The sequence below is a fragment of the Pseudoalteromonas sp. NCCP-2140 genome (genome assembly GCF_023708065.1).
Classification (GTDB): Bacteria; Pseudomonadota; Gammaproteobacteria; order Enterobacterales; family Alteromonadaceae; genus Pseudoalteromonas.
Map to the genome: position 1 here is coordinate 70,368 of NZ_BRCZ01000010.1, position 15,179 is coordinate 85,546.

The 15,179-nt window shown below is 41.9% G+C and carries 12 protein-coding genes; 8 read left to right on the forward strand and 4 right to left on the reverse strand.

The genetic code is table 11. From position 1 onward, the window contains the following. Positions 1–79: 79 nt before the first annotated feature. The 4 genes from zntR (at position 80) to NFU46_RS16775 (ending at position 3,388) form a co-directional block, all read left to right on the forward strand. Complete coding sequence (gene zntR / locus NFU46_RS16760) at positions 80–493, forward strand: Zn(2+)-responsive transcriptional regulator (RefSeq protein WP_082874003.1); 414 nt, start codon at positions 80–82, stop codon at positions 491–493. Beyond that, positions 477–1,757, forward strand: coding sequence for an SO_0444 family Cu/Zn efflux transporter (locus NFU46_RS16765; RefSeq protein ID WP_251603453.1), 1,281 nt, complete (start codon positions 477–479; stop codon positions 1,755–1,757). Before zntR ends, NFU46_RS16765 begins: the two co-directional genes overlap by 17 nt. A 155-nt stretch (positions 1,758–1,912) precedes the next feature. Then, entirely contained in the window at positions 1,913–3,043 is a 1,131-nt protein-coding gene (locus NFU46_RS16770) for a 1-acyl-sn-glycerol-3-phosphate acyltransferase (RefSeq protein WP_054562756.1), read from the forward strand. 99 nt (positions 3,044–3,142) lie between these two features. Further along, entirely contained in the window at positions 3,143–3,388 is a 246-nt protein-coding gene (locus tag NFU46_RS16775) for a DUF1289 domain-containing protein (RefSeq protein ID WP_251603456.1), read from the forward strand. Here NFU46_RS16775 and NFU46_RS16780 read toward each other — a convergent pair. Further along, positions 3,385–4,086: a transporter substrate-binding domain-containing protein gene (locus tag NFU46_RS16780; RefSeq protein ID WP_251603458.1), complete on the reverse strand. Its 702-nt coding sequence runs from the start codon at positions 4,084–4,086 to the stop codon at positions 3,385–3,387. The two genes, NFU46_RS16775 and NFU46_RS16780, sit on opposite strands and share 4 nt — an antisense overlap. A gap of 154 nt (positions 4,087–4,240) precedes the next feature. On the opposite strand from NFU46_RS16780, the gene NFU46_RS16785 reads away from it, so the two are divergent. Genes NFU46_RS16785 through NFU46_RS16795 form a run of 3 tightly spaced genes read left to right on the forward strand, consistent with a single transcriptional unit; the run spans position 4,241 to position 9,390 of the window. Then, positions 4,241–4,441, forward strand: coding sequence for a DUF3283 family protein (locus NFU46_RS16785; RefSeq protein WP_036966037.1), 201 nt, complete (start codon positions 4,241–4,243; stop codon positions 4,439–4,441). 2 nt (positions 4,442–4,443) lie between these two features. Then, positions 4,444–4,869: a GNAT family N-acetyltransferase gene (locus tag NFU46_RS16790; RefSeq protein ID WP_054562753.1), complete on the forward strand. Its 426-nt coding sequence runs from the start codon at positions 4,444–4,446 to the stop codon at positions 4,867–4,869. A gap of 15 nt (positions 4,870–4,884) precedes the next feature. Next, entirely contained in the window at positions 4,885–9,390 is a 4,506-nt protein-coding gene (locus NFU46_RS16795; RefSeq protein WP_251603460.1) for an EAL domain-containing protein, read from the forward strand. 22 nt (positions 9,391–9,412) lie between these two features. Here the strand turns inward: NFU46_RS16795 and NFU46_RS16800 are convergent, their stop codons facing one another. Both NFU46_RS16800 and NFU46_RS16805 read right to left on the reverse strand, forming a co-directional pair. Continuing rightward, a complete protein-coding gene (locus NFU46_RS16800; protein ID WP_063702064.1) occupies positions 9,413–10,360 on the reverse strand; it encodes an ion transporter in 948 nt (315 codons plus the stop codon). 15 nt (positions 10,361–10,375) lie between these two features. After that, on the reverse strand, positions 10,376–13,045 hold the full coding sequence (locus NFU46_RS16805) for a bifunctional acetate--CoA ligase family protein/GNAT family N-acetyltransferase (protein ID WP_251603463.1): 2,670 nt from the start codon (positions 13,043–13,045) through the stop codon (positions 10,376–10,378). Between the two features lie 169 nt (positions 13,046–13,214). On the opposite strand from NFU46_RS16805, the gene NFU46_RS16810 reads away from it, so the two are divergent. Then, on the forward strand, positions 13,215–13,931 hold the full coding sequence (locus tag NFU46_RS16810) for an SIMPL domain-containing protein (RefSeq protein ID WP_054562750.1): 717 nt from the start codon (positions 13,215–13,217) through the stop codon (positions 13,929–13,931). Here NFU46_RS16810 and NFU46_RS16815 read toward each other — a convergent pair. Beyond that, complete coding sequence (locus tag NFU46_RS16815) at positions 13,920–15,176, reverse strand: lipopolysaccharide biosynthesis protein (protein WP_251603466.1); 1,257 nt, start codon at positions 15,174–15,176, stop codon at positions 13,920–13,922. The genes NFU46_RS16810 and NFU46_RS16815 overlap by 12 nt on opposite strands. Positions 15,177–15,179 lie beyond the last annotated feature (3 nt).

The following is a 15,179-nucleotide window of genomic DNA, read 5'->3' on the forward strand; positions in this document are numbered from 1 at the left end:
AATTTATTGCTTGACCTTGGGGTGTACTCCAAGGTTTATAGTGAGCATAATAAATAAACGCTTCACAATGGAGACGGTGATGAAAATAGGTGAGTTTGCCCGTCAGTTGGGTGTCTCAACAGATACGCTACGGTACTACGAAAAGCATGGTTTGTTAACGCCTAGTTCGCGTTCAGACGTGGGATATCGTTTTTATTCTGAGAATGACTATAAGCAAATGGCGTTTATTCTCAGAGCAAAGAATGTTGGCTTTAGTCTGGCTGAGATCAAAGAGCTACTGCAAATTAAGTTTCATAAAGATCAGCATTCTTGTCATGAAGTTAAAGAGATGACGTTACAAAAACGTGATCTCGTTGCACAACGAATTGCAGAGCTTACTCGCTTTTATGACTCACTATCATTATTAGCAGATAAATGCTGTGGCGGAGAAGAACCTGCTGAAAACTGCTCAATACTAACGACGCTGGAGGATATCGATGGACTTACTCAATAATTTTTGGCATCTGTTTTTACTCTCAGCGCCTTGGTTAATGCTGGGCTTATTCATAGCAGGTCTTCTCAATGTGTATTTGCCTGCTAACTTTCTTAACCGGCATTTAGGCAAAGAAGGATTATGGACCACAGTTAAAGCAGCCTTTATTGGTGCCCCAATGCCCTTGTGCTCATGTGGTGTGATCCCTGCGGCCATTGGTTTAAGAAGGGCTGGAGCGTCAAAAAGTGCTACCACAGCATTTTTAGTTTCAACCCCTGAAACTGGGGTTGATTCGGTTTCGGTTTCTTATGTGTTACTAGGTCCATTTATGGCGGTAATACGTCCAATTGCCGCCGTGTGTAGTGCCATTGTGGCCGGTGTCTTAGTGGGGAAAGACAGTGAACTTCATCAGCATCAAAATACAGCATCAGATGAAAAAGACTCAGAATCAACATCTTGTTGTAGCAGTAAACAGCCTGAGCCTGTGACTACAGCGAGTTGTTGTAGTAAAGAGGCATCTACTAAGCCCGCACAAAGTTGTTGTAGTAAGCAATCACCTCAAGAACTTGAGCCTGCTAAAACAACAAGTTGTTGTAGTAGCAAGGAATCGGAACCAACACAGGAGCCGCAACACAGTTGCGCAACTGAAAAAGCAGCACCTTCGCAGAAAAGCTGTTGCAGCACTGAGCAGTCAACTAAAGCCGTTGAAAGCCGTTTTAGCAAACTGAAACGTGCAGTGAGCTTTAGTTGTAACAAGCTGCTTGAAGACACCATGATTTGGCTAATGATCGGTTTATTTTTTGCTGCTCTAGTTCAAACTTATGTACCAGAATCTTATTTAAGCCAATGGGGTGATGGCATCCTTGCAATGCTGGTGGTTATTTTAATCAGTATTCCTATGTATATTTGTGCTACTGCATCGACACCTATCGCAGCAGGCTTATTACTCAGTGGTGTGTCTCCGGGGGCGGTGTTGGTGTTTATGTTGGCAGGGCCGGCAACCAACATTGCAACGCTTGGTGTGGTTGGAAAAGAGCTAGGCAAACGTGCGGTATTTGCCTACTTAATAGGGGTGATTGGCACGGCGCTGGCATTTGGCTTTTTAACCGATTATTTAGTGGCGCAATATGGTTTTGTGGTGGCGCCGATGATGGGCGAAGAGCATGAAGTTCTACCACATTGGTTAAGCCTTGGGGCAGGTATTGTGTTGGCAATTTTAATGCTTAGATTACTGCTAAAAATGGTATTAAAAAAGGCGTCGCAAACTGGTAAGAGCATTGCTTAATTATTTGTTATAGATATATATTTTCTACATTAATTGGCATTTAATTTGGTTAACTATCGCGTCTCGGTTCGCATTTAAAATTGCCTGAGTTATAATCCGCTAATTATTTTTAACGGCACGCTCTGCGTGCCGTTTTTTAACTTAAGTAGTTTTTAATGAGTGAGAGTGTGGATAAATACGCCGACATAAGACCTTACAATGATGATGAAGTAGCTGATTCAGTAGCGCGTTTGATTGCTGATAATGCCTTTGTAGATGTAATCGCTAAGTATAACCTACCGCGCTTTTTATCGAACTTCCCATTTATTACTCGCCCATTAGTGCGCAGTCAGCTGCGTAAAAAGTGGGGCAACACCGCATCGGTTGAGCAAGTTCAGCATGAAGTGGCTGATTATTTAAATAAACTAATCACCCGTACGACTTCAGAAGTGACGTTTTCGGGCATCGATAAACTAGACCCAAAACAAGCTTACTTATTTATCTCTAATCACCGCGATATCGTGCTTGATCCTGCGTTGGTGAATTGGGGCTTGTTCAAGCACAACATGCCGACAGTTCGCATCGCAATTGGTGATAACTTACTGCAAATTCCTTATATCACTGAGTTAATGCGTTTAAACAAAAGCTTTATTGTAAAGCGCTCAGCGAAAGCTCCGAAAGAGATGTTAAAAGCGTTGTCGCAGCTGTCTGCTTATATCTATGACTCACTTGCTGAAGGCCACTCAATTTGGATAGCGCAAAAAGAAGGCCGAGCAAAAGACGGTTTTGATCAAACAGATCCTGCCTTACTTAAAATGTTGCAGTTACAAGGTCGTAAGCAGAAAAAAGAATTTGCTGAGTACGTACGCGAATTAAAAATTGTGCCAGTGTCTATCTCTTATCAATACGAGCCATGCGCGATTGCTAAAGCGAAAGAGCTTTATCATAAACAGCAACATGGTCAGTATGTGAAACAGCAAGGTGAAGATATTGCTAGTATTGTTGAAGGCTTTAGTACAGCTAAAGGGCATGTACATTTAGCGTTTGGCGAACCAATTGAATCGGGCTGCGAATCACCTGAAGAGCTGGCAAAAACCATTGATCAGCAAATTGTTGATTCGTTTTTCTTACACCCTGGTAACTACATAGCGGGTGGTTGTACGCAAGCTGTGATTGACGAAAAAGATGCTGCTGCATTTAACGAGCGACTAGCAAAAGTGCCAGAGGAGCTAAAACCTTTGGTATTAGCTATGTATGCTAAACCTTTTCATCGTAAAGCAGAACTTGCCACAAGCGAATCTGAGTAAGCGAAACAGATAGTTTAAGAAGCCACTTTATAAAGTGGCTTTTTTTATGGTTAATTTTCAGGCTATACTTTTAATATTACTTATTAACCGGCATTTGTGATGCAACAGATTGAAATATTTGAAATTCCAAGCCCTTGCAAAGGAATATGCCAAGTTAATAACCGAGGCTATTGTAAAGGTTGCTACCGTAGTCGTGATGAGCGTTTTAATTGGAATAAGTTTACCAATGCAGAAAAACGTAAAGTCATTAGCTTATGCCAACAGCGCTATAAACGTTTCCTTCAGAAAAAACAGCAGGCAGAGCTGCAACAAAAAAATCCTGAGCAAGGCGGTTTTGATTTTTAAAATTTACTGAGGTTGTATTTCGATTTTAAAAATTGCACCGTGCCGTTTTCATCAAGCTTTTTAAGTACTTTAGTCAGTTGTGGAATTATCGCTTTATGCCGTTTATGCACAAAGTGAAAGCTCTGCATCGGCATTAAAATCTGTTTATGGAAGGCCGTTTGGTCAAACCCCGGATGCTTAGTCGACAATAAAAAGTCTAGTAATATTGTCCCTTCAACACGGTTTTGCGTGAGTAAATTAAGCTGCGCGGTGACATTTCTGACCTTGATTACATCACCATCAAATGGATGGTTATCGATATAACTCTGGGCCGCCGGGTAGCTTGACTGAATTGCTAACGATTTAAGATCTTCATATTGGCATTGTCGGCAGTTTTTCAGTAGCACTAGATTAAAATCAAAAAGCGGATAGTCTACTTTCAATAAATTAGGGTAATCATCTTTAACATTGGCAATGCGGCCTAGTTGCCCATCGAGCACACCTTGATTCGCGGCAACCAAGGCATTTTGATGATTAAAGTCGATAATATGGATCTCATAGCCAATTTCTTTGTATGCCATTTTCATTAAATCAATAACATAGCGAGCTTGTGGTGTATCGGCGGGGCGATTAAAGATCAATAAATTAGTGCTGGCACTACTTGAGAAGCAAAAAAACAGCAAAAATAAGGCAAATCTGTGACTCAGATACTTCGACAACGTGCGTTCCTTGCGTACATAAATTGCTCGTTAATTTACTGATATGTGTTTCCAAAATCAAGCTTATCCGTGGGCTTTTTAAGCTAATAAAAGGGATTAAAGCCTGTTAATTTTGTTATACTTGTGAAATCAAAAAATTTATTGCTGAGAAAGTATGAGTTTCAATCTATGTAAATTGCCACGAGAGCAAAAATATCAAATTCAATTGGATTACGAAGCGTCTTTTTGGGCTTATCAAATAAAGCGTGGTAAGAACACCCGCGAAGGTGTTTACACTGCAATAAATAATCGCCCTATGTCTGAGCAAGCTTTTCTTAAGCAGCAATTTGAGCATTACCTTTCGCTAATGAGCTAACCATGGCTGCGTTTAGATTTTGTTTACTTGAGCCAATTAAAACGCCGTTAGTAAACAAATTTTATGATAAACACAAGGCTCGCGGCAGAGCGAGCAAAGCTGACCAAGTATGGGTTGCTTACAAAGAAACAGAAATAATTGCCGCTTGCCGAGTTCAAAACCAAGCTGGGCTGTTATTTTTGTCTACCCTTTATGTTGATGAAGTATGGCGGGGTCAAAAAATTGCCTCACAATTACTTGCGGCTGTCACCGCCGCACAAAAAGGGACAGTTTTTACCTTCGTGTACCAAAATCTGATTGATTTTTATCTACAAAATGGGTTTAACTATGCATTAACATTACCCAATTCTTTGCAATCGTTGTTTGAGGTATATGCGCATCGAAACGTAGTTGCGATGCACTTTACGCGTGACACAGTGCCAAGTTAGCAATTTGGAACGTCAATGACTAAGTTCTTCTCCAGTATAGCGTTATTTTTTATTTTGACCTGTGGCTTGTTTAGCCATCCCGCTATCTCTCAGGTAAAACGTTTATCAACCAGTGAAGGCTTATCGCAAAGTTATGTAAACACTATGCTTATCGATAACAGTGGCTACTTGTGGTTATCGACTGAAGGCGGCCTCAATCGCTACGATGGTTATCAGGTGGTTCATATCAAAGGCCCTAATGGTGAGCTTGAAGATGCCATTATTGACCGTATTTACCAAGACCCTCAAGGCTATATCTGGATAGCTTCACTACAAGCGGGTTTATTCCGCTATGATCCCACTTCCGATACTTATCAGCAGTTTATTGCTAAACCAACCACTGAAGAGCAAATTTTTATTGAGTCGGTGTTTAGCATGGTAGCTGTTGATGACAAAACACTTTGGCTAGGGCGAGGCTGGGATTTTGCCAAACTAGACTTAGAAACGAAAAAAATCACCTCTATTTTTGAAATTCCTGAGCGAGTTAAAAGCAGTGTTATTCGAGAGCTTTTCGCGTACCAAGGTTATATTTTTATGGGCACCAGTAATGGTGCTTATGTCTATGAGCTGGCATCAGGAAAAGTCCGTAAACTTGAGCATTTGCAAAATGAGCCAACTCATATTTATCAAAATTATGTGAAATCGTTCGCTATTATCAATGAACAAACATTGTTAGTGGGGGCTGTTAGAGGACTTTATCAGGTTGATATTAGCAATTTAAAAGCAATGTTTGATACCCCAGACATCGCCTTTAAAAATAAAACACTCATCAGTGAATTAAATATTTGGAAGATTATTCCTGAGGCTAACTCTATTACGCTTGGCACTGATAAAGGGTTATTTGAATATAACCCTGAAACGGGTGAGTTAGCTAAGAATATGCGCCTAAAGGAAAGTGGTTACACACTAGCTGACACCAGCATTATTGATATTGTGAAAGACCGCTCTGGTGGAATGTGGCTGGCAACCAAAAATGATGGTGCATTTTATCAGTCATACGACAATTACAATTTTATCAATGTAACAGCCAACTCATTAACAGGCGATGGGCTATCTCACCACTCAATTTGGAGTATCACTGAGTTTCAAAATCGTCTTTGGCTTGCCACCCATAATGGTTTAACAGCGGTTGATTTAGAAACCTACGAAAGTGAAGTGTTTTTAAAAGATTATCAGGTTGACCTTATAACTACTGAATTCAGTATTTACCAAATCATGCCCTACAAAGATAAGTTATGGCTGCATACTAATCGCGGTATATTAAGCTTTGATCCGAAAACCGGGCAGGCCACCCCAGTCAAAGCCGCAAACCCCGAGAACCAAGTTTTAATTAACGATTGGGTGCATGGCATATTGTTGATGCCATCGGGGGACCTTTACTATGTTCACCCTGATTACGGCATGTTTGTTTATAATATCGATAGCCAAAAAGTGACCCGACTAGGCGGCAAGTTTGATGAGTTTGAGCCGTTTTTAGCCTACGGATTTTTACCTGCGTTGTCGTCAAACCCAAAAGCGCCGTTATTTTATAATGCAGGTATTCTGTATCAAGTTGACCCTGATACATACGAGCTCTCGACGATTTACAAAGTGCCTGAACAGCATGAAAATGTTGCTGTGAATGTGATGTCTTACATCATAGATAACAACAATGTGTTGTGGTTATCGCTTTCAAACTTTGGCCTAATCGGCTTAGACGCCAGCACTTACGAACATATTTATACCATCGACCTTGAGAAGAATAAGTTAGGTACTTTGTTATACGACATGGTGCTTGATGAAGCAGGTATGATCTGGATGAGTAGCCACAAAGGACTTTGGCGACTGAACCCTGATAATTTACATTTTCAGCAATTTACTGGCTCAGAAGGGTTATTCTCAACCGAGTTTAATAGCGGAGCTTTTACTAAGCTTAAGTCAGGGCAAATTGTCTATGGTACGCTAAAAGGCTTTACCTATTTTTACCCTATGGATAACCACTATCAGCAAGCTTTAATTGATCACGTAAATATTACCAACCTTGATTTGATGTCGCGCGATTTACCCGCTGAGCTAAAGCAGCCAATCGACAGTGTCGTCCTTGAGCATGATGATATAGGCCTTGAAGTTGCCTTTTCGGCGATGGCATTTAACTATCAAGAACGTATCATTTATGAATACCAGCTAGGTGATGGTCAAAAAACTTATACCCGCAATAACAACCGAGTGCTCTTCCCAAAACTTAGTGCAGGAAAATACCACCTTAAGGTATGGGCAAAAGATCCATTAACCGGAGAGTTAACGCCGCCGGCAATTTTAAATATCGAAGTGAAATACCCACCTTGGCGTGCACCTCACTTTATTGTTTTGTATGTAATTTTGGTTGCTCTGTTTGTTGCTGCATGGGTGTTTAGACGTAACCGTATGCAACAAATATTGCTAGCCGCCCATAAAGAAAGTAAAGAGAGTGAAGCACGCTTAAAACTTGCTCTCGAAGGCAGCCATTCTGGAGTGTGGGATTGGTCTTCGCAAAGCCCGATTATTTATCAGCCGCGCCTTAAAAATGAGTTAGGCTATGAAACTGACAGCGTTAATTTAGATGATTATTTAGCAAAGATTCACCCCCATGATAAACAAACTTTCCGGTTAGAGTGGTTAGAGTTTTTATCTACACAAAAAGGCTATTTCAATTGCACCTACAGGCTGCGTCATGCTGATGGCAATTGGCGTTGGTATAAAGACTTTGGCAAAGTGGTTGAGTGGCAAGACAGCGCCCCTGAAAAAGTAGCTGGTACCTACACAAATATGACCCGAGAGCTGGTATTTGAAGAAAATGCCCGTTTGTTTGGTGCGGCATTTGAACAAACTCGCGACTGGGTGTTTATCTTAGATAAAAATCTGCGTATTCGCGCTACCAATAAGTCATTCCAAGATGCCTTTGGTTTTCCTGCAGAGCCTCGCTCTAGCCGTTCGCTCACACTTGGAATGCCTATATCTACCCGTATCCATTACTTACGCATTATGCAAAAGCTTGAATCGGGTGAGCACTTTTCAGCCGAAGATGTTGTTGAAGTTGCTGGCGGTGAAAAGCGCCAAGTATTAATAAAAATAAGTGCGGTTGCAGGCAATAATCGCCAACTTGATAGCTATGTGATTATAGTTACTGATATTAGCGCGCAAAAGCTGGCTGAAAACGAGCTGCATCTACTGGCCAACTACGATGTTTTGACGGGGCTGCCAAATAAAACCTTGTTCAACGACCGAGTCGTTCACGCTATTGAGCAAGCGGATTACCATCAAACAAAAGTGGCGTTATTAAACGTTAATATTAAGCGCTTTAAGCACTTTAATGATTCGCTTGGGCGTGAAGAGTCTGATGAATTAATTAAGCGTGTTGCTAAGCGTTTAAAACAGGTGTTGCGTCCACAAGATAGCGTGGCACGTTTCGATGGTGACGAGTTTGTGATCCTTGCCGAAGATTTTAAACAGCTTGATGAGTTACTGCTGTTATGTGCAAAAGTGATGGATTGTGTCGATACTCATATTGAATTGAGCCAGCAAGCTGTAAAGGTGAACCTGAGTGTTGGTGTTGCTGTTTATCCTGATGATGCAAAGGACACCAAAGCCTTATTAAAAGCCTCCAATGTGGCACTGTACCACGCGAAAAGTCATGTCGAAGGCTGTTATCAGTTCTATAAGCAAGAAATGAATTTACAAGTGCAGCGTACTTTGCACCTTGAATCACAGCTAAGTAAAGCTTACCAAGAACATGAGTTTTGTAATTTTTATCAGCCAATCGTGAGCGCTGAGACTCGCCAAGTGGCGGGGCTTGAAGTGTTGTTACGTTGGCCGAGTAATGATGAATATAAACCAGAAGACTTTGCAAATGCAGCAGAAAGCTCCGGGCTAATCACCAAAATTATGCTGCAGACTCTATCAAGAGCATTGATTGAGCTGCGCCAATGGCGTACCACGCATCCTGATTTATATATTTCTATTAATCTCTCAGCTCTTGATTTTGAAAGCGAAAATCTGGTTGAGAAAATACATCAATCAATAAGTGCAATTAAAGTGCCTGCAAGCGCATTAGTGTTTGAGATCACCGAATCAGTAATGATGCATGATTCAGATAAAGCGCAGCAGAGTATGGAAAAACTCAAAGCCCTAGGCTGTCGTATTTACATGGATGACTTTGGTACAGGCTATGCGTCACTGACCTACTTGAAACGTTTTCCGGTTGATGTGCTGAAAATAGACAAGAGTTTTGTCAACGACATCGGGGTCGATAAAGGTGATGAAGCAATTATCAACTCAACACTCACCCTAGCAAAAAGCTTGGGTAAAGAGTGTGTAGCAGAAGGGGTTGAAAACCGCACGCAATTGCAATTCTTACGCACTTTAGGCTGTGAATATTTCCAAGGTTATCTGTTTAGCAAACCTGTAGCGGGTGATGAAGTGAAAGCGCTTTTAGATACTCAATGGGATGAGGAATTTTTAGGGTAAAGCCAAAGCTTTACCCTTTTCGTTAATCTTGGCGTTTTCCGCAGTGGCGGCAATATAAGTTCCGATTGCGGTTTTTAAGTTCGTTATGAATTGCTTTATTTGCCTCTTGCTGACTTAAACCCAGTTTGTAACGTAAGTTTTCTAAGTGTTCTTCTTCAACCGGCGATAAATGCCCATCTTCAACGGCTTCGTGGACTGCATCGGTAAATACTTGTCTGCGTTTACGTAACTGCTCAGAAAAGCTTGAGGCCAACAAACCGGTTGGAATAGCCACCATGCCCATACTCACTAGTGTGATGGCACCACCAAATAAGCGACCAAGGGGAGTCACAGGTACGACATCGCCATAACCAACAGTTGTTAATGTCACCATGGCCCACCACATCGCAGCAGGAATAGAGCCAAATTTATCGGGCTGCACATCGTGTTCAATTAAATAAATACCGCATGAGGCAATGATCAAGACCACAGCCATAATAAAAAATGCAGCAAGCAGTGAGCTGCTTTCTTCTTTAAATGAATTTAATAATAGCTGCATCGCCCTTGAATAGCGGGTCAGCTTAAAGATACGCATTAACCTAAGCACTCGTAAGAAGCGTAAATCAACACTCACAAAGACCATCAGAATGGTGGGTAAAATCGCGATCAGATCAATCAGCGCCAACGGCGAAAAGAAATATCTAATGCGAATTTTTGAGTTTGTTAACGGGCTTTCTTTATGCACGCTTTTATCTACACAAGACCAAAGCCTGAGCACATATTCTAAGGTGAAGATACCGACAGAAATCAGCTCAATCATTAAAAATTCGTGATGATATTGCTTTGCTAAAGGGCCAACCGACTCCAGCACAATTGCCACCACATTGACCATGATCAGCGACATCAAAAATACGTCGAGTGCGCGTCCTATACGTCGATATTTACCGTTACCTTCAAAAACTCGTGCAGTGTAATTTCTTAAACGATGCAAAATAGTGATCCAGTTTTAGTTAAGTTTTAGCACCATATTTATGCTGCCTTCTTCAAAGTCGCGGGTGATCTTAAACCCGAGTTTTCGTGCCAGTTCAATCATGCCGGTGTTTTCTGGCAAGGTGATGCCTGCAATTTGTTTAACGCCTTGGTTTTTACAATGCTCAATTGCCGCGTTCATTAATATTGTGCCAAGCCCTAAGCCTTGGCAATCAGAGCGCACCACAATTGCAAATTCCGCATCGAGCTTGTCTGGATCCATCAATACACGAGATACCCCTAATGTACAGGCTGAACCATTTTGCTCTTGGCTGACAATAAACGCCATTTCTCGGTCATAATCAATTTGCGTCATTTTCGCGAGCTGATCATGGTTGAATTGCGGTAATTCACCGAAGAAGCGCTTATATCTGTCTTCTTTACTCAATGATTGATCAAACTCTAAGTGTGCTTGCTCATCTTCCGGTTTGATAGGTCTTAGCTGTGCTTGGGTATTGTTTTTAAGGGTTACTTCTTTCACCAATTCAATCGGGTAGGGACGAATACACAAGCGTTTACGGTTCGCTTTTGCTTTATAACGGCTAAGGCCAATGGTTGCATCAAGTACCAAAAACTGCCCGTTACTGGCTAAAATAGGATTTAACTCAACACTAGTGATATCAGGTTGGTCGATAACCAGCTGCGAGATGCGGGTGAGTAGGGCACATAAACGGTATTTATCGACTTTTTCTGGTAGTACGCGGTCTTTAAGTACGCCTTTATCGTGCGCCGCAGCAATCAGGTATTTTGCCAAGTTCATATTTAGTGGTGGTAATGCCACTGCTGCTTGAGCGAATTCAAGTCCAGTACCTGCTTCACCAAGTAAGATCACAGGGCCAAAGTTAGGCTCTGTTTTTATAGCGATACGTAGCTCATTAGCACCTGCTCGCGGCGCCATCTTTTGCAGTGAAAAACCTTCTATATGGGCATCAGGGTAGGTGTTTTTGATTCGTAGCAGCATGGCAAAGGCTGTTTGTTCAACTTCTTGCGCATCATTTAAATTAAGGACCACACCACCGACTTCTGATTTAGAAGGAATACTTGGGCTAATTAGTTTTAACGCTACCGGAAAGCCTAGCTCAATGGCTTGTTCTTTAGCTTCTGTTGGTGTGTAAGCAACCTCAGTTTGAATACAATCAATACCATAATGAGTGAGTATTTGGCTTGCTTCATGGGTTGATAAATAGCTTTGCTCTTCGGCTAAAAACTCATTTACGACTGTGCGCGCTGCGTCTTTATTTATTTTTGCATCATCGGTGTTTGATTCTGGCGTTTGCGTTAAATGCTTTTGGTTACGGCGATAACTTACCAAGTGCATAAACGCACTAACCGCACCTTCAGGTGTACGGTAGGTCGGAATGGCATTATTAGCGCAGACCTTACGCGCGGCATACGCGGCATCTTCACCCATAAAGTTTGTCATAACATAAGGGCGAGCCATCTTCGGGATTTTTTCTAAGGTTTCGACAATAATCTCAGCATAGTCTTCACTCGGTGCAAGCGCAGAAGGGGTATGAATGATCAGCAGGTTTTTAACTTCTTTGGCTTGCAGCAAGATTTCTAAGGCTTGTTGATATCGCCTCGGTGCTGAGTCACCAAAAATATCCACCGGATTCGAGGTCATTTCTGATTGTGGGATCACTTTATTCAGCGCTGCTCTGGTCTCGTCGCTAAGCTCTGCCAGTTTCCCTGAGCTTTGCAAAAGCGTATCAACCGCCATTACACCTGGGCCGCCGCCATTGGTTAAAATAGTCAGCTGTTCGACTTTAAGTAGTTTGGGGTGCATTGCCAGTGTTTGTGTCGCAGCAAAAAGCTCTCGTAAGTCATTTACCCTTAGCATACCCGCTCGCTGGAATAGCGCATCATAGACCGCATCAGAGCTTTGTTTGCCACCAGTGTGTATTTCTGCAGCAAGGGCTCCGGCACTGGTTTTACCGGTTTTAATGGCAATGACGGGTTTGCTAAATGCAGCGGCTCGCGCTGCAGAAATAAAGCTGCGAATATCTTCTATATTATCGATATACAACAAAATAGCCTTGGTTTTTGCATCTCGACCTAAAAAGTCGAGTAATTCATCAAAGTCGATATCAAGGCAATCACCCACAGACACAAAATATGAAAAACCAATCTCTTTGTTCTTCGCCCAATCAAGAATCGTTGAGCAAACCGCCGCTGATTGCGATACAAAGGCGAGCTTTCCGGGGCTTGCAACTGTATGCGAAAAACTAGCATTTAAGCCAATATGAGGAATAAGTAAGCCCAAACAATTAGGCCCAAGTAAAGAGACATTTGCCTCTGCAGCAGCTTCTTTTAATGCGTACTTTTGGTCGGCGTTTAAGCCGGCTGCAATCACCACTGCATGTTTACAGCCAAGCTCCCCAAGCTCGTTAATGATGTTGATTAAGGTGTTTTTATTAGTACAAATAACCGCAAGGTCAGGTACTTTTGGAAGTGCAGCAATGCTCGGATAGGCTAGTACGCCGTGTACAGCGCTGTGATTTAAACTAACAGGCATGATTGGGCCTTTAAAGCCCCCTTGTAAAAGGTTGCGCATAACCACAAACCCCGCTCGGTTAGGGGAATTTGAGGCGCCAATGACCGCGACTGATTTAGGGTTAAAAAATTGGCTAATACGTTTAACGCTCATGCTGTTTCCTTCGCTTGCGCTGTTTGTTAAAACTTCAGGGTCTGTTAAGTTTAATACACCCAAACTAGAACTGACACGCTTCTAAAGTATTAAAAGTTATACTCATAAGATAACCTGTTTATAACTACTTTTCGAGTCAAAAACAGTGACCTACATCAAGGAGAAAAGCATGAATAAAGCGCAACCATTTAATATCGTTATTGCAGCGTGTGCATTGGCGGTTGGTTTGCTCGGATTAGGTTTTATTTTGAAAAGTGCAGCCCTTGATGTGAAAGGCATGGAGCGCACTGTTCACGTTAAAGGGTTAGCTGAAATGGAAGTGCCAGCCGACACCGTAATTTGGCCGTTACAGTTTTCTGATGCCGATAATAACCTTGAAAAATTAGTGGGTCGGGTTGAAGAAAAAAGCGATGCAGTCGTCGCCTTTTTAAAGCTACATGGCTTTAGTGATGAAGAAATCAGCCTTGGTAGTCAGTCAATTATTGATAAACAAGCCCGCGAATATGGCGGCGAGAATCAGCAGTTTCGTTATATTGCCCGTAATAATGTCATTGTTTATTCAAATGACATCGAAAAAGTGCAACATGCCTTAGGCGCTGTAAGCCAATTAGCCAAGCAAGGCATTGCGATAGTACAAGACAATTACGAAACGCGTATTCAATATTTATTTAATGGCTTAAATGAGATTAAGCCAAATATGATTCAAGAAGCAACCGAAAAAGCCCGAGAAGTGGCAATGAAATTTGCCAAAGATTCACAATCTAAATTAGGTAAAATTAAAACAGCGCGTCAGGGGCAGTTTTCAATTTCAGATAGAGATTCAAACACACCTCAGCTGAAAAAAGTGCGTGTTGTTACCAGTGTTGAATATTATCTATCTGACTAAACCCAATACCACAGATAAAGGCAGCCGCATGCGTGTACATACAATCACCATGCGGCAAAGCGCTCCAAGCATAAAGCCACCACTAAATGCCACAGCCACCCCCAATAAGCCAAACTGATCTTTTAACAGTATTGCCATTAAAACCGTGACACTGGTTGCGCCAAGTAGTACGTACAAGTTAATAAGCGGGTTGCCTTTTAATTTGATCATACTACTGGCTAAAATTCTTGCTGGTAATAACAGTTGCCCGAGTAACAGCAGCATTAAAATCCAAAACCCTTCCTGCAATTGGCTTTCGCCATAGAGAGTGAGTAGTGGCTTTGCGAGCAGGGCAAGTAGCAAAATAGCGGCAAAGTTAAAACGCCATACCACTTTCATTAATTCGCTAAGTTGCTGCTCGGTCGTTTCATCGGCCATTAAAATGGGTTTTAAATATTGGTTGGCGGCATTGCCTAAAATAGTCAGTAAGCCAGCAATCACTACCGCAGGAAAGAAGATACTCACGCCTTGTGCACCAAACCAGTGATGCACCAGTAATACATCGAGTTTTGCTACCAACACGGTGCCTGCGCCACTGGCGAGCATGATCAAGGAGTCTTTACACCATTGCTTGGTTTGGTAGCGGGCAGTGCTTGCGACGATCATTTTTTTGATTAACCAATATTGATAAATGACTACGCACAAGATGCTACAAAACAACAAGATACAAATCTCGACTAAAGATAAGTCGCCACGTATCAAGTACACGAAAAAGCAAAACCCAGCTGTTAGCAATTCAAAAATACACTGCTGCGTTATCAGGCCAATTTTTGGTTTATTCAAAGCCACTAAAAAGGCCGATTGGCTTTGCATAATGGCGCCAATCGGCACCAGTAACAGTAAATAGACCACATGCTCTTGAGCGCTTTGGTGCGGTGAAATAGCCTGAAAGCTAATCACCACAGCGGCGACAAAAATCACTCCGAATAAACAAGATGCCGCTAAATAAACATGTTTTAAGCCACGTAGTAAATCATGTTGCTGGGCTTTGTAGAGCGGGTAGCTAATACGCATTAAAGACGATGCAAACCCCATGCTCGCTGGTAACAAAAGAATTTCACAAAGTGCGAGTAACGCGGCGAAAGTGCCAAACTCATCATTACTTAATAGCCTTGCAAGGCACAAGGTAAGCACAATACGGCTACCATGGTTAAGGGCGGTAAAACTGCTGAGCGATAAAAACGCTTTAACAACATCCTTATTCATGAA